Genomic DNA, 20,494 nt, shown 5'->3' with positions numbered 1-20,494 from the left:
ACGAGGTTAGATAGGCACAAGGTGTAAGCATGGTAACATGTTCAGCTGATGTGTACTAATAGGTCGAGGGCTTATCCATAAAGATGTATAGATTTGGAAATATTCAGTGTTCGGTTTTGAAGGTACAATAAAGGAAATAATCCTCCTTAGCTCAGTCGGTAGAGCATTCGGCTGTTAACCGAAGTGTCGTTGGTTCGAGTCCGACAGGGGGAGCTAAAGTGGTCGTCTGGCCAAATGGCTCAACTGAAGTTCTAAGTTCGGAAAGACCTCACTAAGAACTACAGCAGAGCCTACTGCAAAGCGTTCAAAAGACGCCCGCTAAGCATTAGGCTCCGTGGTCAAGCGGTTAAGACATCGCCCTTTCACGGCGGTAACACGAGTTCGATTCTCGTCGGAGTCATTATTTAAATATTATGGTGACATAGCCAAGCGGTAAGGCATAGGTCTGCAACACCTTGAGCGGCGGTTCAAATCCGCCTGTCACCTCTAATCTGTAAGTAGAATTACTTACAGATTTTTTTTGTCCTTTTTTGTATATGGTATAATCATAGAGACTAATATTATTGGAGGCCCAAGACATGGCAGAAGAGACAATGAAAGATTATACCAGGGAGATTGAGAACTCCTTCAGAAAGATAAAGGAGGGAGATATTATAGACGGCACGGTCATAGGTGTGACTGATTCGGAAGTTATTCTTGATATCAAGTATTATACTCAGGGGATCATCAGAGCCGAGGAACTAAGTGACGATCCTAAGTTTTCAATCCATAAAGATATAAATGTTGGAGATGAAGTGTCAGCTACGGTTATATCAACAGATGATGGAGAAGGAAATATTCTTTTATCTATGAGAAAAGCCAATGAAGTTCTTGCATGGGACAAGCTGAAGGCATACCTCACATCGGAAGAATATGTTGATGTTAAAATCTCAGAGGCGGTAAAGGGCGGAGCGGTTGCTTTCCTGGAGGGAATAAGAGGATTTATTCCGGCATCCAAGCTTGACCTTTCATATGTCGAAGATGACAGTATACATGAGTATGTTGGAAAGACAGCAAAGGTAAAAGTTATAACAGCTGATGAAGAGAACGGGAAACTTGTCCTTTCAGCAAAAGACTATCTTAAAGAACAGGCTGACCTTAAGAGAAAAGAAATGATCTCCAATGTGGAAGTTGGGCTTGTTACAGAGGGAACGGTTGAGAGCTTACAGAACTACGGAGCGTTCATTGACCTTGGAAAAGGAATGAGCGGACTTGTGCACATCTCGCAGATCTGTAATAACAGAATCGCACATCCTTCTGCAGTACTTAAAGTCGGACAGAAGGTGAAAGTTAAAGTTATCTCAATAAAGGACGGAAAACTTAGTCTTAGCATGAAAGCACTTGAAGAAGTGGCAGCTACCGAGATTACAGAGGAAAAGATTGAATATACAAGTGACGGAGATGCAACAACTTCACTTGCAGCACTTTTAAAGAATGCAGGATTTTGATAAGAATTCTGATCAAACAGTTTTTTGCAATTTCGGAAGTATAAACGATGAAAGGAGATAATATGGACGAGGCGGTAAAAGAGTTAAAAAAATTAATTGACGAATCCGATAATATTGTCTTTTTTGGCGGAGCTGGCGTTTCAACAGAAAGTGGAGTTCCGGATTTCAGAAGTGAAGACGGACTATATCATCAGAAATATAAATATCCGCCGGAGCAGATTCTTAGCCACACTTTTTATGAAAGAATGCCTGAGGAATTTTTCAGATTCTATAAGGACAAGCTCCTGATCACAGGTGTTAAGCCCAATAAGGCGCATCTTAAGCTTGCAGAGCTTGAGGAGAAGGGCAAGCTTAAGGCGGTTATCACACAGAATATAGACGGGCTTCATCAAGCTGCCGGAAGTAAGAAGGTTTTGGAGCTTCATGGCAGTGTTCACAGAAACTACTGTGAGAGATGCCATAAGTTCTATGATTTTGATTTTATGGCAAATTATGATGGAATACCTACTTGTGAATGCGGAGGCAGAATTAAGCCTGATGTTGTCTTATATGAGGAAGGTCTTGATATGCAGGTTATTGAGGAATCTGTAAATTATATCAGGAACGCAGATGTACTTATTATAGGAGGCACATCACTAGCTGTTTATCCTGCAGCAGGTCTCATAGACTATTATTCAGGAAATAAGCTTGTTTTGATAAATAAGTCGGCAACACCAAGGGACAGACAGGCGGATCTTGTTATACAAGGGCCTATTGGGGAGATTTTGGATCAGATTTAATGGACATTCAGGTTGGAAACATAATAAAACTAAAGAAACAACATCCTTGCGGTAGCTATGAATGGGAAGTTTTGCGAGTCGGAGCCGATTTTAGACTTAAGTGTCTCGGATGCGGACATCAGATTATGGTATCCCGTAAAAATGTGGAAAAAAACATTAGGGGAATACGATAAAATGCTTGCATTTATCATGGGTATATGATAACATATCATCCTGTGATAAATTCCTTGCTGCTTGACTGATACAAGTAGCCAGAGACCAAAAGGAGGTAACAAATAGCATGAACAAATACGAATTAGCCGTTGTTGTTAGTGCAAAGATCGAGGACGATGCCAGAACAGCCCTCATCGAGAAGGTTAAGAAGACTATCGAGAAGCATGGTGGTCAGATTACCAACATTGATGATTGGGGAAAGAAGAAGCTCGCTTATGAGATCGAGAAGATGACAGAAGGCTTCTACTATTTCATCCAGTTCGATGGTGAGCCTACAACTCCCGCAGAGATTGAGACTCGCATGCGTATCATGGACGGCGTCATCAGATATTTATGCGTTAAGAACGAGGCTTAAATACAAGAGGACGAAAATATGAATAAAGTTATACTAGTGGGACGTTTGACAAGAGACCCTGATGTTAGATATTCACAGGGAGAGACAGCAACAGCAGTAGCAAGATACACACTTGCTGTTGACAGAAGATTTGCAAGGAGAGACCAGCAGGATGCGCAGACAGCTGATTTTATCAGTATTGTGGCATTCGGTAGAGCCGGTGAATTTGCAGAGAAATATCTTAAGAAGGGTACAAAGGTTATCGTAACAGGACGCATCCAGACAGGTTCTTATACGAACAAGGATGGCGTTAAGGTATACACAACTGATGTAGTTGCGGAGGACCAGGAATTTGCTGAATCCAAGAACGCTGCTTCCAATAACGGAGGATCATTTGGTTCTGATTTTTCAGCTGAAGCACCGGCTCCTGCTGCAGCAAGCGATGGCTTCATGAATATTCCCGACGGAATTGACGAGGAGCTGCCGTTTAACTGATTCGAGGATATTGCTTTGGCATGACCGTTACAGTTATGTAAGCGTTATCCGTAGTTAAGGAGGAATAAACAATGGCTTTCACAAAGTCTGAGAAATCCGATGCTCCTGTAAGGAGAAAGGGTGGAATGCACAGAAGAAAGAAAGTTTGCGTATTCTGTGGCAAAGATAATGTTATTGATTATAAGGATGTAGCTAAGCTTAAGAAGTTCGTTTCTGAGAGCGGCAAGATTCTTCCCAGAAGAATCACAGGTAACTGCGCTAAGCACCAGAGAGAGCTTACATCTGCTATCAAGAGAGCAAGACATCTTGCACTTATGCCTTACGTAGCTGAGTAATTGGCAGTTATATTAAATGATATGAGGACACTTTTTAGAAGAAATTCTAAGAAGTGTCTTTTTATTTATAAAGTGACATGATGGTACTTTAATCATGAAGATAGCAATAATTGATAAAAAATTAGCAAGAATATGTATAGTATATCTGCCTGAAATATTTTAGTTTAGTATGGATGCAAAAGTTTCTATGAGCAGCCAAGTGACTGCGAGTATTAACATACAAGTAGTAAAGGAGAGTTAAGTATGAACCACAACGAATTAACAGACGAGTACTTAGCCAAAATGGATGCCTATTGGCGTGCGACTAACTATCTCGCTGCAGCACAGTTATATCTTCTTGAGAATCCGCTCCTTCGTGAGCCTCTTAAGAAAGAGCATATCAAAAAGAAGATCGTAGGACACTGGGGTACAGTTCCCGGACAGAACTTTATCTATGTACACCTTAATCGTGTCATCAACAAGTACGATCAGGATATGATCCTTATTTCAGGTCCCGGCCACGGCGGAAACTTCTTCGTAGCCAACACATATCTTGAGGGATCATACAGTGAAGTATATCCTAACGTAAGCCGTGATATGGATGGTTTACAGAAGCTCTGCAAGCAGTTCTCATTCCCCGGCGGTATCTCAAGCCACGTAGCTCCCGAGACACCCGGTTCTATTCATGAGGGTGGTGAGCTTGGTTATTCAATCGCACACGCTTTCGGTGCTGTATTTGATAACCCCGATCTTATCGCTACTTGCGTAGTAGGTGACGGTGAGGCTGAGACAGGACCTCTTGCAACATCATGGCAGTCAAATAAATTCCTTAACCCCGTTACAGACGGAGCTGTTCTTCCTATTCTCCATCTTAACGGCTTTAAGATTTCAAATCCTACAATTCTTGCTCGTCTTTCACATGAGGAGCTTGAGTCATTCTTCAAGGGAATGGGATGGAACCCTTACTTCGTAGAAGGTTCAGATCCTAAGGAAATGCATCGTAAGATGGCTGAAACTCTTGATAAGGCTATGGACGAGATTAAGGCTATTCAGAAGAATGCAAGAGATAAGGGCGATGCAACAAGACCTGTATGGCCTATGATCGTTCTTCGTACACCTAAGGGATGGACAGGTCCTAAGGTTGTTGACGGAAATAAGATCGAGGGATCATTCCAGGCGCACCAGGTTCCCGTAATGATGGATAAGCCCGAGCACCTTGATATCCTTAAGGAATGGCTTGAAAGCTATCATGCCGAGGAACTCTTTGATGAGAACGGACGCCTTATTCCTGAGCTTGAGGAGCTTGCTCCTAAGGGAGACAGACGTATCGGTGCCAACCCTCACGCTAATGGTGGTAAGCTTCTTCACGATTTGAGACTTCCTGATTTCCGTGATTATGCTATTGATGTTCCTACTCCCGGTTCTGTTGAGAAGCAGGATATGATCGAGCTTGGCGGATACATCAGAGACGTATTCAAGCTTAACGACGATCAGAAGAACTTCCGTATCTTTGGACCCGACGAGACAATGTCTAACCGTCTTAACAAGGTATTTGAAGTAACAAATCGTGATTGGAATAATGCTATAGATAAAGATACCGATCAGTTCCTTGCACAGGACGGTCGTGTAATGGATTCAATGCTTTCCGAGCATATGTGCGAAGGATGGCTTGAGGGATATCTTTTGACAGGAAGACACGGATTCTTCGCTAGTTACGAAGCATTCATCCGTATAATCGATTCAATGGCTGCTCAGCATGCTAAGTGGCTTAAGGTATGTAACGGACTTTCATGGAGACGTCCTATTGCATCTCTTAACCTTCTTCTTACATCAAACGTATGGCAGCAGGATCACAACGGATTCACTCACCAGGATCCCGGATTCCTTGATCATATCTCTAATAAGAAGGCAGACGTTGTAAGACTTTATCTTCCACCCGACGCTAACTGCTTGCTCTCAACTATGGATCACTGTTTGAAGAGCAAGAACTATGTAAATGCTATCGTAGCAAGTAAGCATCCCAGACCTCAGTGGCTTACAATGGAGCAGGCTGTTAAGCACTGCACACAGGGTATCGGCATCTGGGATTGGGCTTCAACAGACACAGGTGAAGAGCCTGATATCGTACTTGCATGCTGCGGTGATACACCTACACTTGAGGCGCTTGCTGCAGTTGACATCCTCCACAAGGAGATGCCTGAGATCAAGGTTCGTTTCGTTAACGTTGTAGACCTTATGAAGATGGAGCCTAAGAACAAGCATCCTCACGGACTTTCAGACGTAGAGTACGATACAATCTTTACAAAGGATAAGCCTATTGTATTTGCATTCCATGGATATCCGACTCTTATCCATGAACTTACATATACAAGAACAAACAGAAATATCCACGTTTACGGCTATCACGAGGAAGGAACAATTACAACTCCTTTCGATATGAGAGTTCAGAACAAGATCGACCGTTTCGATCTCGTTATCGCTATGCTTAACAACATGCCTCAGCTTGGCAATAAGGGAGCATTCCTCATCCAGAAGATGAAGGATAAGCTCGTTGAGCACAAGGCTTACATCCACGATGTAGGTGTTGATATGCCCGAAGTTGCTGAGTGGAAGTGGACAGGCGTTAAGTAATCATTCACGGATACATAAGTAAAATATAAATCAGTAGGGCATCTGCGATTATTTCGTAGATGCCCTGCTTTATGTTATAATAAAACTTGGAATGTCCAATGGACAGGAAGAGGACAACATAATGTCAAATAAGAACAGAGTTAAACTTAAAGGCAAGTTAAGAACATATCTTAGGATATTTACATATCTCGGTATTTTACTGGCACTTGTTAATGTAGCGGTATTTACAATGAATCTTACGGCGGGACTTATGCTTTTTGCTTTTACCGCATTGTATTTTATCGCGATTGTTTATCTTAATTTCTACAACAAGCCGATCATCATGAATGAGCTTGTAAGCTTCGCTACGGAATACGGGCAGATTCAAAAGAGATTACTCAGAGAACTCGATCTTCCGCATGCCGTGCTTGATGATTCCGGCAAGATCGTATGGACAAATATCGCATTTGAAAGAGTTGTACATCAGGAAAAAGGTTTCAGAAAGACTATTTTTTCTCTTTTTCCTACTATAACCGCAGATAAATTCCCTCATGGAAATGAAGAAGTTTCCTATAAGCTCGATTATGAGGACAGTAATTATACTATCAAGCTTAAGAGAATATCTTTAAGGGAAATGGCGATAAACAGCGATATCATTGATGCTGATGGATACGAAGGAAGCCTTATAGCTATTTATCTTTACGATGAGACGGCGCTTCGTCTTGCCATTCAGGAAGTAGACAACCAGTCACTTGCTGCAGGACTTATTTATCTGGATAACTACGATGAGGCTCTTGATAGTGTAGAGGAAGTAAGAAGATCTCTTTTGACCGCACTTATAGACAGAAAGATCAACAAGTACATTGCTTCTTGCAACGGAATAGCCAAGAAGATCGAGAAGGATAAGTACTTTGTTGTTATGCCCAAGAAGTCTTGTGAGATGGTAACAGAGCAACGCTTTGATATCTTGGAAGACGTTAAGACCGTAAACATCGGTAATGAGATGGCTGTTACGCTTAGTATCGGAATAGGAATCAACGGTCTGTCCTATGCACAGAACTATGAATTTGCAAGAAACGCAATTGATCTTGCGCTCGGTAGAGGCGGAGATCAGGCGGTAGTTAAGAGTGCCGACAATATTTCTTATTACGGTGGAAAGAGTCAGCAGATAGAAAAGAGCACACGAGTTAAGGCGAGAGTCAAGGCTCATGCGCTTCGAGAGATTATTTCCGGAAAAGATTCCGTTATCGTCATGGGACACAGAATGGGCGATGTGGACAGCTTTGGAGCTTCAGTCGGAATCTACAGGATTGCCAAGACTTTGGACAGAAAATGCCATATCGTATTAAACGATGTGACAGCTTCAATGTCTCCGCTTGTTGACCTATTTAGAAGTAATCCCGATTACGAAGAAGATATGATCATAAACAATCAGCAGGCTATAGATATTGCGGGCAGCAATACTGTTCTTGTTGTTGTTGATGTTAATAAGCCAAGTATTACGGAGTGCCCGGAACTTCTTAGGTTCTGTAAGACAATAGTCGTTCTCGATCACCACAGACAGGGAACCGAGGTTATAGAAAATGCGACACTGTCTTATGTTGAGCCTTATGCTTCGTCGGCATGTGAGATGGTATCTGAGATTCTCCAGTATATCGGTGACAACGTTAAGATTTATAATGAAGAAGCAGACAGTCTATATTCGGGAATGATGGTCGATACCAATAACTTCATGAATAAGACAGGTGTCAGAACATTTGAGGCAGCAGCATTCCTAAGAAGAAACGGCGCCGATGTTACAAGAGTGCGTAAGCTCTTTAGGGAGGACGCAAGTGAATACAAGGCTAAAGCTGACGCAGTCAGCCAGGCTGAGATTTATCGTGACAGATATGCTATTTCGGTTCTCAAAACAGGAGATGTTGAGAGTCCGACAATTATAGGTGCACAGGCTGCTAACGAGCTTCTTAATATCAAGGGCGTCAGAGCAAGCTTTGTATGTACCGAATACCAGAATCAGGTGTATGTAAGTGCCAGATCGATTGATGAGGTCAATGTTCAGATCATCATGGAGAGAATGGGCGGAGGCGGACATATGAGTTCCGCCGGAACACAGATGCAGGATGTATCCGTGGCTGAGGCTGTAAATGCCGTAAAGCGCACGATAGACGATATGATTGAAGAAGGAGAGCTATAGTTAAATGCAGGTAATATTACTTGAAGATGTAAAAAGCCTCGGTAAAAAGGGTGAGATTGTAAAGGTGAGCGACGGTTACGCCAAGAACTTTGTGATCCCCAAGAAGCTTGGAGTTGAGGCTACACAGAAGAATTTAAATGAACTTAAGAACCAGCAGAAAAGAGATTCCATAGTTGCTAAGCAGCAGCTTGACGCAGCAAAGGAATACGGCGAGAAGATCAGCAAAGAGACAATTCAACTGACTATGAAAGCCGGAGAGGGCGGAAGAGTATTCGGTTCCGTATCATCCAAGGAAATCGTTACTGCTGCAAAAGCACAGTTTGGATTTGATATCGATAAAAAGAAGCTTCAAATGCCGGAACCTATTAAATCATTCGGTACTTATGAGATTCCGGTAAAGTTACATCCACAGGTTACAACTACGTTGAAGGTTAGTGTAAAGGAACAGTAAACATGGCAGATGAGACCCCTTTAAAGAGAGTTTCTCCCAACAGTTTGGAGGCTGAACAATCCGTTGTCGGCGCTATGCTGATGGATAAAGAAGCGATAGAAATTGCATCTGAGATAATAAACCCGGAGGATTTTTATAACAGGCAGCTGGGTACAATATTTGAGACAATGGTGGAGCTCAATAAAGAGGGCAGCGCCGTTGATTTTGTAACTTTGCAGAATCGCCTTAGGGAAAAGAATGTTCCTCCGCAGGTCAGCAGTGCTGAGTACATAGGAGAACTTGTTTCTGCGGTTCCCACATCAGCCAATATAAAGTATTACGCACAGATTGTAGCGGATAAATCAACGCTCAGAAAGCTTATTCATGTAAGTGAGGATACAATCAACACCTGCTATTCGGGCGGTGAGGATATGGAAGGAATCCTCAATGACGTTGAGAAAAACGTATTTAAGATCACTCAGAAGAGAAATATTGGAGAGTTCGTATCGATCGATCAGATCGTCATGAATGCTCTTAACAGAATAGAGAAAGCCAGCAAGATGAAAGGCAATGTAACGGGTCTCTCAACCGGATTTTTGGACCTTGATTACAGCACGGCAGGCTTTCAGCCTTCCGATCTTATTCTCATTGCAGCGCGTCCTTCAATGGGTAAGACGGCGTTTGTTCTTAATATTGCTGAGCATATGGCCTTTCATGATGACAAATGCGTTGCTATTTTCTCGTTGGAAATGTCGAAGGAACAGCTCGTAAACCGACTTCTTGCGATGGAATCTCACGTTGATTCACAGCATATCAGAACTGGTAATATGTCAGATATGGACTGGGAGAAGCTTATTGAGAGCGCAGATGTTGTGGGCAGTTCCAAACTTATCATCGATGATACTCCGGGTATTTCAATACAGGAGCTCCGCTCAAAGTGCAGGAAATATAAGATGGAGCATGATCTTCAGATCATTATGATCGACTACCTTCAGCTTATGACAGGCGGATCGGGAAGAAGTTCTGAGTCGAGACAGCAGGAGATCTCGGATATTTCAAGATCGCTCAAGGCTCTTGCCAGAGAGCTCAACGTACCTGTTGTGGCACTTTCGCAGCTTTCCCGTGCGGTTGAGCAAAGACCGGATCACAGACCGATGCTTTCAGACCTTCGTGAATCCGGAGCTATCGAGCAGGATGCCGATATGGTTATGTTCATCTACAGAGATGATTATTACAATAAAGATACCGAGAAGAAGGGTATTGCGGATATAATCATAGCCAAGCAGAGAAACGGCCCGATCGGAACGGTAGATCTTTTGTGGCTTCCGGAATTTACGAAGTTTGCGAATCTGGAGAAGGGCCATTAAAGAGATGGCAGCAGGATGAGCCAAGCAATTTCTCAGGGCTAAGCCAAGCGAGCACTCGGAAATGCTGACGCATTTCCTCGTTCTATCGGCTGCGCCAAATAAGAAAATAAAAAAGAGCATTTTCCTAAGTAAACTTGGAAAATGCTCTTTGTTTATTTTCTTGCTTGGTTTTAGCCCTGAGAAATTGCAGCTACAGGGCACTGTGCTGCGCATGATCCGCAATCGATGCATGTGTTAGCGTCGATAACGAACTGAGAGTCTCCCTGAGAAATAGCTGAAACAGGGCACTGTGCTGCACATGATCCGCAGCTGATGCAACCATCACTTATAACGTATGCCATAATTAATCTCCTTCCATAATGTAATACAGAATAAAATTTGTAACAAAAACAGATTGGCTTTGCCGTTACCAACCTTTGATACATAGTAATGATATAATAATACACTTTTTTTAGCAATAGCATAAACGAAAACTTTTATCAGATGAAAACCTTAAAAATTTATAAATTGTCAGATAATAAAGATGTAGACTGGGATTGGGATAAGTTACCATAAAAGCCCTTAAACCCTTGCCACCATTGACATACAGGGCATTATGATGATACTATTGAACTTGGCAGAATACGAGTAAGAAATCTCCGCACATCCGTTATTTATAGGGAGGGTTGGATGTGCAGAGTGTTTTTTGCGCTATTTCAAAGTTATTCTTTTTACAATTTAATATAGCAGCCAAATTAATTCCAAAATAGAAGGTAGGAGGAAACCAAATGGCAAGAAACATGAAAACCATGGACGGTAACGAGGCAGCAGCATATGCTTCATATGCTTTCACCGAAGTTGCAGCCATGTACCCAATCACACCCTCATCAGTTATGCCTGAGCATGTAGATGAGTGGGCAACAGCAGGCAAGAAGAACATCTTTGGCAGAACTGTTCAGATTACAGAGATGCAGTCTGAGGCAGGTGCAGCCGGAGCGGTTCACGGCTCACTCGTAGTAGGTGCGCTTACATCTACTTACACAGCTTCTCAGGGACTTCTTCTGATGATTCCCGACATCTACAAGGTTGCCGGTGAGAGACTCCCCGGAGTATTTAACGTATCAGCTCGTTGTGTGGCATCACACGCGCTCAACATTTTTGGAGACCACTCTGACGTATACGCTTGTCGTCAGACAGGTGCTGCAATGCTTTGCGATTCAAGTGTACAGGAAGTTATGGATCTTACACCTGTTGCTTATTGCTCAGCTATTGAAGGACGTATTCCTTTCATTAACTTCTTTGACGGATTCCGTACATCACATGAGATTCAGAAGATCGAAGTGTGGGATTACAAGGATCTTGACGAGATGGTAAATCATGAGGCAATCGATGCGTTCAAGGCTAATGCTTTGAATCCCAATCATCCTTGCCAGATGGGTTCTGCTCAGAATCCTGATATTTTCTTCCAGACAAGAGAAGCTTGTAACACAGGATATAATGAACTTCCTGACATCGTTCAGAAGTATATGGATAAGGTCAATGCCAAGATCGGTACTGACTACAAGCTCTTCAACTACTACGGAGATCCCAATGCTGAGGTTGTTATCGTAGCTATGGGTTCTGTAAACGATACAATTGAAGAGACAATCGACTACCTTGAGAAGCAGGGCAAGAAGGTCGGCGTTGTAAAGGTTAGACTTTACAGACCTTTCTCAGCAAAAGCTCTTGTAGCAGCTATTCCCGATTCTGTTAAGAGAATCCAGGTTCTCGACAGAACTAAGGAGCCCGGATCATATCGTGAGCCTCTTGCTCTTGATGTTATCGCTGCTCTTAAGGGAACAAAGTTTGAGAGCGTTCCTGTATTCTGCGGACGTTACGGACTTGGTTCAAAAGATACAACTCCTGCACAGATCGTTGCAGTATTTGAGAATACAGATAAAGAAGAGTTCACTATCGGTATCGAGGATGATGTAACCAATCTTTCACTTAAGGTTGGCGCTCCACTCGTTACTACTCCCGAGGGAACAACAAACTGTAAGTTCTGGGGACTTGGTGCTGACGGTACCGTTGGTGCTAACAAGAACTCTATCAAGATTATCGGTGACAACACTGACATGTATGCACAGGCATACTTTGATTATGACTCCAAGAAGTCAGGCGGTGTTACAATGTCTCACCTTAGATTCGGTAAGACTCCTATTAAGTCTACATACCTTATCAAGAAGGCAGACTTCGTAGCATGCCATAATCCTTCATACATCCGCAAGTTCAACATGGTTCAGGAAATTGTGGACGGAGGATCATTCCTTCTTAACTGCCCTTGGACAGTAGATCAGCTTGAGGCTGAGATTCCCGGACAGGTTAAGAAATTCATGTATGATCACAAGATCAACTTCTACATCATGAACGGTTCTAAGATCGGTGTTGAAGTTGGAATGGGACCTACAAGAATTAATACAATCCTTCAGTCAGCATTCTTCAATATCACAAAGATCATTCCTGAAGAGGATGCTATCAAGTTCATGAAGGACGCTGCTCAGAAGACATACGGCCGTAAGGGTGAAGACGTTGTTAAGAAGAACTGGGCTGCTATCGATGCAGGTGCAGATCCGAAGAACCTTATCAAGGTTGAGATTCCCGAGTCTTGGAAGGATGCCAAGGACGAAGGCCTTGACTTCAAGAAAGCAGAAGGATCAAGAAAAGACGTTATTGATTTCGTTAATAATATTCAGACCAAGGTTAACGCTCAGGAAGGTAACAACCTTAAGGTTTCAGATTGTCTTCCTTATGTTGACGGTGCTACACCTTCAGGATCTGCTGCATACGAGAAGAGAGGTATCGCAGTTAATGTTCCTAAGTGGGATGCAACTAAGTGCGTAGAGTGTGGATTCTGTTCACTTGTTTGTCCTCACGCTGCTATCCGTACAGTTGCTCTTACAGATGACGAAGTTGCTAAGGCACCTGAAGGACTTCAGACTAAAGATGTTAACGGTGTACCCGGATACAAGTTCTCAGTTGTTATCTCTGCCCTTGACTGTACAGGTTGCGGATCTTGCGCTAATGTCTGCGTAGGAAACAAGCAGGGCGAGACACTTACAATGGGTGCTATCGCAGATAACAAGGATGAGCAGAAGTACTTCGATTATGCTGTAACTCTTCCTGAGAAGACAGAAGTAATCGAGAAGCTTAAAGAAACAACTATCAGAGGTTCTCAGTTCAAGCAGCCTCTCCTTGAGTTCTCGGGAGCTTGCGCAGGTTGTGGTGAGACACCTTATGTTAAACTTGTTACTCAGTTGTTCGGTGACAGAATGTATGTTGCTAACGCAACAGGATGTACCTCTATCTGGGGTAACTCTTCACCTTCAACTCCTTATACAGTAAATGCCAAGGGACATGGTCCTGCATGGGATAACTCACTGTTCGAGGATAACGCAGAGTTCGGTATGGGTATGGTACTTGCTCAGAACGCACTCCGTGATGCTATCAAGGAGCAGGTTGAGGCTGTTGTAGCCGCAGGCGGTGCTGCAAAGGATGCTGCTCAGAAGTGGCTTGATACATTCAGCAACGGTGCAGAGAATACAGCTGCTACAGATGCACTTATCGAAGCACTTAAGGGCGACAGCTCAGATGCTGCTAAGTACATCATTAAGAATAAAGACTTTGCTGCTAAGAAGTCACAGTGGATCTTCGGTGGTGACGGATGGGCATTCGATATCGGATTCGGTGGTCTCGACCACGTACTTGCTTCCGGTAAGGATGTAAACGTTCTTGTTGTTAACACTGAGGTTTACTCAAATACAGGCGGACAGTCATCTAAGGCTACACCTACAGGTGCTGTTGCACAGTTCGCTGCAGGCGGAAAAGAGATCAAGCAGAAGGATCTTGCTTCCATCGCAATGAGCTACGGTTATGTATATGTAGCACAGATCGCTATGGGTGCCGATATGAACCAGACTCTTAAGGCAATCGCAGAGGCTGAGGCTTATCCCGGACCTTCACTTATCATCGCATATGCTCCTTGTATCAACCAGGGTCTTAAGGCCGGCATGAACAAGGTTATGGATGAAGAGAAGAAGGCTGTAGCTACAGGATATTGGGATATGTTCAGATTCAATCCTCAGGCTGAGCAGAAGTTCACACTTGATTCCAAGCCTGCTACAGAGGACTTCCAGAGCTTCCTTGATGGAGAGGTAAGATACCTTTCACTTAAGCTCAAGAATCCCGAGAGAGCTGCTAAGCTCAACGCTATGGCTGCTGAGCATGCTAAGGAGCACAGAGCTTATCTTGAAAAGCTTGTTACTCTTTACGGAGACAAATAATAAGTCATAAAAGCCTAAAAGGCATAAAAAGGGCAGGTCCGAAAGGACCTGCCTTTTAATGTTGTAATTCCAAATTGATAAAGTGATCAACCTGTTTGATCAGATCTTCGAAAGCGTCTGAACAGCGTTGTCTTTGATGACTACCTCGTAGTGCTCTGCAAGATATTGCTCCTCTGCAGTGCTTCCGATCTCGGTCTTGCCGTATTCGGTAAGAACAGAGCAGATGTTTGCAAAAACATTATCTTCGATCTCGCCCTGATGAAGTATCAGATAATACTTACCCTTGACTTCGTTCTTATATAATGTATTCTCACCGTTGAATTTCCTGCTTACTATAGCAGCGAATCTTGTAACTTCATGCATAGAATCAAAGGAAAAGATTCTTGAGCCGCGTCTGGTCGGCTGATTTTTTCTTTTGGCGCCGGAAGTTTTCTCTTTTAGCTTCTTGGCATCCGTTGATGCGCTGTTTGAAGTAGATTCAATAAAATCGGACATATTGCTGTGCTGAAGCCTCTTAAACAGACCGGCGACGTCTTCGTCTTCATCATCTTCATAAGAAGCATCGTCATATTCGTCGTAATCGTCCTCGTCTTCATCATCTTCTTCATGAACAGAAGGAGCAAAATTGGAATATCTTGTATCTAGCTCCTCAGGGTCATCAACCTTGGTGATGATAAGAACAATACATTCTGAATTGATTGGAATAGCCTCTATCATAAGAGGAGTATCCTCTGCATCGAATCCGTATTCTAAATTAGCCTGCTGCATCATGTCATGGAAAAGCTCTTTGGCTTTATCTGTTCCGTATGCAAGCTCTGTAATCTTAAGATCGCGCTTCGCAAGGTCATCTCTGGTAAGGGTGCATCTGATCTGGTGGTCGTTAACTTTTTCTATTTTCATGATGCTCACCTCCTGACTTTGGAATACATAGATACTAATTTAAAGATAATTCTATGTCAATAGATGTATCGACATATTTTTTAAAATAAATCAGCATCTACATAAAATCTTAAGAAATTTCGATGGTATTTCTTAAGATTTGTCTGATATGATTATTTTTGTGAGACGCCTTTCGAGGATATAAATCCGGGAAGGAGGCGATATAGGAATTATTTTAGATTTTCTATCGTTTCGCGCTCTGCGAAATGTCTATATTAGTTTCTAAAAATAAATCCCTAAACAAAATAAGCATACATCGACAATAAACATATAGATATAAAGATATTATGTTTACACTATTATTATAGCATAATTAGGCGCGTGTTCTTGCGCCAAAAACAGGATTTGCGGTCGGCGTCTTACGGAGATTAAAATATGTCAAACGGGTTATTTCAGGCATAAAATTATAAGCATGGAATTATCACGATTAACAGCCTTTTGGTCTTAAAATAACCCTAAGACACGGACAATATTTCATAAAAACAATCAATTATTAAAAGTTTATAAATGGACCCCGCCATGACATACAATTATCAGGTTGTTTTCCGTGAGATATTGACTTTCATAATGACGTAAACATAATAGTCTGTTATAATAAAGGGCGATTGTAAAGGAGCTAGAACATGAAGAAAAAGGTGATTCCGGCGATTATTATAATCGCCCTTATTTTTATTATAGGCGGAGTATACGCGTCACAGCTTTATAAGGATCATTTTTCTTATAGCAGCGAACAAAAAGATCTAAATGAGTATTTTGATATTAAAGGCGATACTGATGTGGCTGTTTTGCTCGGTAATCAGTATCTTGAAGAAAGAGCAAGGCTTTTGGACGGCATTTACTATATGGATTTCGAAGCTGTTCGTAAGTATCTTAACGGAAGATTTTATTACGGTAAGGCTGATGAAGCACTTATATATACCACTCCCGATGCCATTATTACAGCCAAGATAGGTACAGGCAGTTATGAGAGCACCAAAGAAGGGGCTAAAGAGGAGAATTACCAGATAGCAAGACTTGAAGATGACGGAACTCTTTTGGTCGCTCTTGATTATGTGAAAAAATATACCAATTTTTCATATGAAGCGTTTACTGAGCCCAATCACCTTCAGATCGATACAACTTGGGAAGAGCAGGAAATTGCTACAATTTCCAAGGATACGCAGCTTAGAGTAAGAGGCGGAGTTAAGAGCGCTGTCATAGAGGAGCTCGCTGCGGGCGATAAAGTTATAGTTCTTGATCAGATGGATAAGTGGTCTAAGGTTAAGAGCAAGAATTCTTTCATTGGTTTTGTCGAGAACAAGATGTTAAAGGACAAGACCACATCCGCACCTATTCCTGTTACGGATTATGCAGAGCCTGAGTATACTTCTCTTAAGAAGGATTACAAGATAAATATGGGATTCCAAAATATGAGCGGTCCGGGTGGTAACGATTCTTTAAGTGAAGTTCTCTCTCAGACCAAGAGTCTTAACGTAATATCACCCAAGTGGTTTATGGTATCCGACAATTCGGGTTCGGTAGATAGCTTTGCTTCATCAAGCTATGTTGACGCTGCTCATAGCAAAGGGCTTGAAGTCTGGGCTCTTTTTGAGAATATAACATACAAAAACAATATTTCTTCGGCTGAGTATCTTGCCAAAGCATCTTCGAGAAAGACAATGATCGATTCTGTTGTAAGTAAGACACTTGCATGCGGAGCTGACGGAATCAATCTGGATTTCGAGAGTATACCCGCTGAAGACGGACAATCATACATCGAGTTTGTTCGCGAGCTATCCATAGCATGCAGAGCTAATGGACTTGTTTTTTCAATAGACAATTATGTGCCTATGCATTTTAACGATCACTATGATCTTAAAGAGCAGGGAATCGTGGCGGATTACGTTATCATCATGGGTTATGATGAGCATTACAACGGTTCCGAGGCGGGATCCGTAGCATCTCTCGGATATGTTGAGAACGGAATAAGTAATGCATTAAAGAAGGTGGATTCTTCTAAGGTTATAAATGCAGTGCCCTTCTATACAAGAGTTTGGTCAACCAAAGACGGAAAGCTTACAAGTAAGGCATATCCTATGAAGAATGCCAAAGAATATTTGGGCAACCACTCGGTTACCATGGAATGGGATCCGGAAACATCACAGAACTACGGAGAATTTACATCCTCAGACGGAACATTGAATCAGATCTGGATGGAGGATGCTGCTTCACTTGAGCAGAAGCTGAATGTCATGAAGTCCAATAATATCGCGGGTATCGCGGAGTGGGCACTTGGTATGGAAACAGCTGATGTCTGGGATGTGATTTCCGCTTATGTCGAGGGATAAGAATTGGATACAGAGCTGGTAGTAATTGATGAAAAGAATATAGATGATGCTGCCAAAGCTTCTATAATAAAAGCCGGTAACATCATTAAGAACGGAGGACTTGTTGCTTTTCCCACTGAGACCGTGTACGGACTTGGCGGAGATGCGCTCAACAAGCAATCCTCAAAGAAGATATATGCGGCAAAGGGCCGCCCTTCGGACAATCCTCTTATTGTCCATGTGTCCGAGATGGATGCATTAAACCAAATAGTAAAAGAAGTTCCGGAAGCGGCACGCAAACTGGCTGATGCTTTTTGGCCGGGACCGCTGACCATGATAATGAATAAGACCGATGTTGTTCCCTATGAGACAACGGGAGGACTTGATACGGTGGCTATAAGAATGCCCTGTAACAAGATCGCTTTATCGCTCATAGAGGCGTCGGGCGGTTATATTGCAGCACCCAGTGCCAACACATCGGGAAGACCCAGCCCAACGCTTGCAAGATATTGCGTGGAAGATCTTTCGGGCAAGATAGATATGATAATAGACGGCGGACAGGTTGGAATAGGACTGGAATCGACAATAGTAGATCTCACTTCCGATGTTCCGATGATCCTTCGTCCCGGATATATCACCGCGGATATGATCAAAGATGTTTTGGGCAAGGTCAGCATAGATAAGACGATAATTGACAGTACATCGACATTAAAACCCAAGGCTCCCGGCATGAAGTACAAGCATTATGCGCCCAAGGGCGAGCTTACTATCGTTCAGGGACCTATGGAAGACGTTATAGAATACATTAATGACAAGACCGCAGCTGCGAAGCGAGATGGTAAGAGAGTCGGAGTCATCGGAACCGACGCGACCAAGGATAAATACGTGGCAGATATTGTAAAGAGCCTTGGTAGCAGGGAAGATGAGAATACCATAGCGCACGAGCTCTTCAAAGCGCTCAGAGAATTTGACGATGACAAGGTCGATATCATGTTTTCGGAGTCGTTTGATGACAGCGGTATCGGTCAGGCGATCATGAACAGGCTTTTGAAGGCGGCAGGACATAATGTTATAGTCCTGTAAAAATATAAGTACTATAATTATATGAAAAGAGGTGTACAAATGATTGCGTTAGCTAGTGACCACGGCGGATTTGACTTGAAGGAGGCCGTAAAAAAGCATCTGGAAGAAAGGGGACTTGAGGTAAAGGACTTCGGTACATATGACAAAAGCTCTTGTGATTATCCGGATTTTGGAAGACCGGCAGCTGAAGCTGTCGCAAGCGGAGAATGCGAGAAGGGCATTGTTATCTGTACTACCGGTATAGGAATCAGTATCGTTGCCAATAAGGTCAAAGGAATCAGATGTGCACTTTGCTCGGAAGTAACAAGCGCAAGACTAACAAGAGAACATAACGACGCCAACATGCTTGCGATGGGGGGAGGATTTACGGGAGAACTGCTTGCTATGGAGATCGTGGATACATTTCTTGATACTCCTTTTTCGGGGCTTGAGAAGCATAGCCGCAGGATTTCCAAGGTTGCTGCAGGAGAGCAGTAATTTCGAACAATACAATTACAAGAATGAATCTCTAAGGAGGATACTATGGGAAAAGTTGTAATAATGGATCATCCGCTTATTCAGCACAAGATTGGTTATATCAGAAGAATCGACACGGGAACCAAGGACTTCAGGCAGACAATCGGAGAGATTGCGATGCTTATATGCTATGAAGCCACCAGAGATCTTCAGCTTCAGGATGTCCAGATAGAGACCCCTATCTGTAAGACCACGGTAAAAGAGCTTAAGGGAAGAAAGCTCTGTGTAGTTCCCATCTTAAGAGCAGGTCTTGGCATGGTAGACGGAATGCTCGCTCTTATTCCCGCTGCCAAGGTAGGACATATAGGTCTTTACAGAGACCCCGAGACACTTAAGCCCGTTGAGTATTATTGCAAGATGCCTGCTGACATAACAGAAAGAGAGATTTTTGTTGTTGATCCCATGCTTGCTACCGGAGGATCTTCCGTGGCTGCAATACAGATGCTCAAAGACAGAGGCTGCAAGCACATTCATTTCATGTGCATCATCGCTGCTCCCGAGGGACTTAAGACTATGCAGGAAGCACATCCTGATGTTGATATCTATGTAGGAGCGCTTGATGAGAAGCTCAACGAGCACGGATACATTGTTCCCGGACTCGGAGACGCCGGAGACAGGATTTTCGGAACAAAATAAGGAGAATAGATGAAAAGAGAAGATTATATAACCTGGGATGAGTATTTCATGGGTGTAGCCAAGCTTGCCGCAATGAGATCCAAGGACCCCAATACCCAAGTCGGTAGTTGTATAGTCAGTGAAGATAACAATATTCTTTCCATGGGATACAACGGACTCCCTAAGGGGTGCTCCGACGAAGATTTTCCATGGGAAAGAGACGGTGAAGATGAACTGTGCACCAAATATCCTTTTGTGACGCACAGCGAACTCAATGCCATTCTGAATTACAGAGGAGGAAGCCTTATAGGCTCCAAGTTGTACGTGTCATTATTTCCGTGCAACGAGTGCGCCAAGGCTATAATTCAGGCCGGCATAAGAACTGTAGTATATGACAGTGACAAGTACAGTACATCTGCATCGACCAAAGCTGCAAAGAGAATGTTTGATGCTGCGGGGGTCCGCTACTATCAATATCAGCCAAGCGGAAGAAACATCAAAATAACTATTTAAT

At 42.9% G+C, this 20,494-nt stretch carries 18 protein-coding genes and 3 tRNA genes; 19 read left to right on the top strand and 2 right to left on the bottom strand.

The features are described from left to right. The first annotated feature begins 140 nt into the window (after nt 1-140). The 13 genes from D6853_RS02845 (at nt 141) to dnaB (ending at nt 10,223) form a co-directional block, all read left to right on the top strand. A tRNA-Asn gene (locus D6853_RS02845) sits at nt 141-213 on the top strand. Between the two features lie 115 nt (nt 214-328). Beyond that, nucleotides 329-400: transfer RNA gene (locus tag D6853_RS02840), tRNA-Glu, on the top strand. A gap of 15 nt (nt 401-415) precedes the next feature. Beyond that, nucleotides 416-486 (top strand) — tRNA-Cys (locus D6853_RS02835). A gap of 92 nt (nt 487-578) precedes the next feature. Beyond that, nucleotides 579-1,487 carry a S1 RNA-binding domain-containing protein gene (locus D6853_RS02830; protein WP_120656267.1) on the top strand — a complete coding sequence of 303 codons (909 nt, stop codon included), beginning with the start codon at nt 579-581 and terminating at the stop codon, nt 1,485-1,487. Nucleotides 1,488-1,549: 62 nt separating this feature from the next. Beyond that, entirely contained in the window at nt 1,550-2,266 is a 717-nt protein-coding gene (locus tag D6853_RS02825) for an NAD-dependent protein deacylase (protein WP_120656298.1), read from the top strand. Then, the gene (locus D6853_RS02820) at nt 2,266-2,439 is read left to right on the top strand and encodes a DUF951 domain-containing protein (RefSeq protein ID WP_092249156.1); all 174 of its coding nucleotides are present in this window, start codon (nt 2,266-2,268) and stop codon (nt 2,437-2,439) included. Before D6853_RS02825 ends, D6853_RS02820 begins: the two co-directional genes overlap by 1 nt. 107 nt (nt 2,440-2,546) lie before the next feature. Continuing rightward, nucleotides 2,547-2,834: a 30S ribosomal protein S6 gene (gene rpsF, locus D6853_RS02815; protein WP_120656266.1), complete on the top strand. Its 288-nt coding sequence runs from the start codon at nt 2,547-2,549 to the stop codon at nt 2,832-2,834. Nucleotides 2,835-2,852: 18 nt separating this feature from the next. Next, the gene (locus D6853_RS02810; RefSeq protein ID WP_120656265.1) at nt 2,853-3,308 is read left to right on the top strand and encodes a single-stranded DNA-binding protein; all 456 of its coding nucleotides are present in this window, start codon (nt 2,853-2,855) and stop codon (nt 3,306-3,308) included. Between the two features lie 71 nt (nt 3,309-3,379). Then, complete coding sequence (rpsR, locus tag D6853_RS02805; protein ID WP_092249147.1) at nt 3,380-3,643, top strand: 30S ribosomal protein S18; 264 nt, start codon at nt 3,380-3,382, stop codon at nt 3,641-3,643. A 243-nt stretch (nt 3,644-3,886) separates the two neighbouring features. Then, nucleotides 3,887-6,253, top strand: coding sequence for a phosphoketolase family protein (locus D6853_RS02800; RefSeq protein WP_120656264.1), 2,367 nt, complete (start codon nt 3,887-3,889; stop codon nt 6,251-6,253). 121 nt (nt 6,254-6,374) lie between these two features. Continuing rightward, nucleotides 6,375-8,426 (top strand): DHH family phosphoesterase, encoded by a 2,052-nt coding sequence (locus D6853_RS02795; RefSeq protein ID WP_120656263.1) that lies wholly within the window; start codon nt 6,375-6,377, stop codon nt 8,424-8,426. A gap of 4 nt (nt 8,427-8,430) precedes the next feature. Further along, nucleotides 8,431-8,877 carry a 50S ribosomal protein L9 gene (rplI, locus tag D6853_RS02790; RefSeq protein ID WP_120656262.1) on the top strand — a complete coding sequence of 149 codons (447 nt, stop codon included), beginning with the start codon at nt 8,431-8,433 and terminating at the stop codon, nt 8,875-8,877. A 2-nt stretch (nt 8,878-8,879) separates the two neighbouring features. Then, on the top strand, nt 8,880-10,223 hold the full coding sequence (gene dnaB, locus D6853_RS02785; protein ID WP_120656261.1) for a replicative DNA helicase: 1,344 nt from the start codon (nt 8,880-8,882) through the stop codon (nt 10,221-10,223). Nucleotides 10,224-10,393: 170 nt separating this feature from the next. Here the strand turns inward: dnaB and D6853_RS02780 are convergent, their stop codons facing one another. Further along, entirely contained in the window at nt 10,394-10,564 is a 171-nt protein-coding gene (locus D6853_RS02780) for a DUF362 domain-containing protein (RefSeq protein WP_092337459.1), read from the bottom strand. 426 nt (nt 10,565-10,990) lie between these two features. On the opposite strand from D6853_RS02780, the gene nifJ reads away from it, so the two are divergent. Continuing rightward, nucleotides 10,991-14,521 (top strand): pyruvate:ferredoxin (flavodoxin) oxidoreductase, encoded by a 3,531-nt coding sequence (nifJ, locus tag D6853_RS02775; RefSeq protein WP_120656260.1) that lies wholly within the window; start codon nt 10,991-10,993, stop codon nt 14,519-14,521. Nucleotides 14,522-14,620: 99 nt separating this feature from the next. Here nifJ and D6853_RS02770 read toward each other — a convergent pair whose 3' ends face one another. Continuing rightward, nucleotides 14,621-15,421, bottom strand: a complete 801-nt coding sequence (locus D6853_RS02770) for an adaptor protein MecA (protein ID WP_120656259.1) — start codon at nt 15,419-15,421, stop codon at nt 14,621-14,623. A gap of 662 nt (nt 15,422-16,083) precedes the next feature. Between D6853_RS02770 and D6853_RS02765 the strand changes: the two genes are divergently transcribed. Genes D6853_RS02765 through D6853_RS02745 form a run of 5 tightly spaced genes read left to right on the top strand, consistent with a single transcriptional unit; the run spans nt 16,084 to nt 20,493 of the window. Further along, nucleotides 16,084-17,787: a glycosyl hydrolase family 18 protein gene (locus D6853_RS02765; protein WP_120656258.1), complete on the top strand. Its 1,704-nt coding sequence runs from the start codon at nt 16,084-16,086 to the stop codon at nt 17,785-17,787. A 3-nt stretch (nt 17,788-17,790) separates the two neighbouring features. Continuing rightward, nucleotides 17,791-18,849 carry an L-threonylcarbamoyladenylate synthase gene (locus D6853_RS02760; RefSeq protein ID WP_120656257.1) on the top strand — a complete coding sequence of 353 codons (1,059 nt, stop codon included), beginning with the start codon at nt 17,791-17,793 and terminating at the stop codon, nt 18,847-18,849. A gap of 39 nt (nt 18,850-18,888) precedes the next feature. After that, nucleotides 18,889-19,326, top strand: a complete 438-nt coding sequence (rpiB, locus tag D6853_RS02755) for a ribose 5-phosphate isomerase B (RefSeq protein ID WP_092249098.1) — start codon at nt 18,889-18,891, stop codon at nt 19,324-19,326. 45 nt (nt 19,327-19,371) lie between these two features. Further along, complete coding sequence (gene upp / locus D6853_RS02750; RefSeq protein WP_120656256.1) at nt 19,372-20,001, top strand: uracil phosphoribosyltransferase; 630 nt, start codon at nt 19,372-19,374, stop codon at nt 19,999-20,001. Between the two features lie 9 nt (nt 20,002-20,010). Continuing rightward, on the top strand, nt 20,011-20,493 hold the full coding sequence (locus tag D6853_RS02745) for a deoxycytidylate deaminase (RefSeq protein WP_120656255.1): 483 nt from the start codon (nt 20,011-20,013) through the stop codon (nt 20,491-20,493). Nucleotide 20,494 lies beyond the last annotated feature (1 nt).

The sequence above is a fragment of the Butyrivibrio sp. X503 genome, assembly GCF_003625475.1.
GTDB lineage: Bacteria > Bacillota > Clostridia > Lachnospirales > Lachnospiraceae > Butyrivibrio.
Note: the sequence above shows the minus strand (reverse complement) of the source record. Positions and strands in the feature narration are given on the sequence as shown.

Coding starts and splice junctions, on each gene's coding strand:
- D6853_RS02830 (WP_120656267.1), top strand. CDS start 579: ATGGCAGAAGAGACAATGAAAGATTATACCAGGGAGATTGAGAACTCC.
- D6853_RS02825 (WP_120656298.1), top strand. CDS start 1,550: ATGGACGAGGCGGTAAAAGAGTTAAAAAAATTAATTGACGAATCCGAT.
- D6853_RS02820 (WP_092249156.1), top strand. CDS start 2,266: ATGGACATTCAGGTTGGAAACATAATAAAACTAAAGAAACAACATCCT.
- rpsF (WP_120656266.1), top strand. CDS start 2,547: ATGAACAAATACGAATTAGCCGTTGTTGTTAGTGCAAAGATCGAGGAC.
- D6853_RS02810 (WP_120656265.1), top strand. CDS start 2,853: ATGAATAAAGTTATACTAGTGGGACGTTTGACAAGAGACCCTGATGTT.
- rpsR (WP_092249147.1), top strand. CDS start 3,380: ATGGCTTTCACAAAGTCTGAGAAATCCGATGCTCCTGTAAGGAGAAAG.
- D6853_RS02800 (WP_120656264.1), top strand. CDS start 3,887: ATGAACCACAACGAATTAACAGACGAGTACTTAGCCAAAATGGATGCC.
- D6853_RS02795 (WP_120656263.1), top strand. CDS start 6,375: ATGTCAAATAAGAACAGAGTTAAACTTAAAGGCAAGTTAAGAACATAT.
- rplI (WP_120656262.1), top strand. CDS start 8,431: ATGCAGGTAATATTACTTGAAGATGTAAAAAGCCTCGGTAAAAAGGGT.
- dnaB (WP_120656261.1), top strand. CDS start 8,880: ATGGCAGATGAGACCCCTTTAAAGAGAGTTTCTCCCAACAGTTTGGAG.
- D6853_RS02780 (WP_092337459.1), bottom strand. CDS start 10,564: ATGGCATACGTTATAAGTGATGGTTGCATCAGCTGCGGATCATGTGCA.
- nifJ (WP_120656260.1), top strand. CDS start 10,991: ATGGCAAGAAACATGAAAACCATGGACGGTAACGAGGCAGCAGCATAT.
- D6853_RS02770 (WP_120656259.1), bottom strand. CDS start 15,421: ATGAAAATAGAAAAAGTTAACGACCACCAGATCAGATGCACCCTTACC.
- D6853_RS02765 (WP_120656258.1), top strand. CDS start 16,084: ATGAAGAAAAAGGTGATTCCGGCGATTATTATAATCGCCCTTATTTTT.
- rpiB (WP_092249098.1), top strand. CDS start 18,889: ATGATTGCGTTAGCTAGTGACCACGGCGGATTTGACTTGAAGGAGGCC.
- upp (WP_120656256.1), top strand. CDS start 19,372: ATGGGAAAAGTTGTAATAATGGATCATCCGCTTATTCAGCACAAGATT.
- D6853_RS02745 (WP_120656255.1), top strand. CDS start 20,011: ATGAAAAGAGAAGATTATATAACCTGGGATGAGTATTTCATGGGTGTA.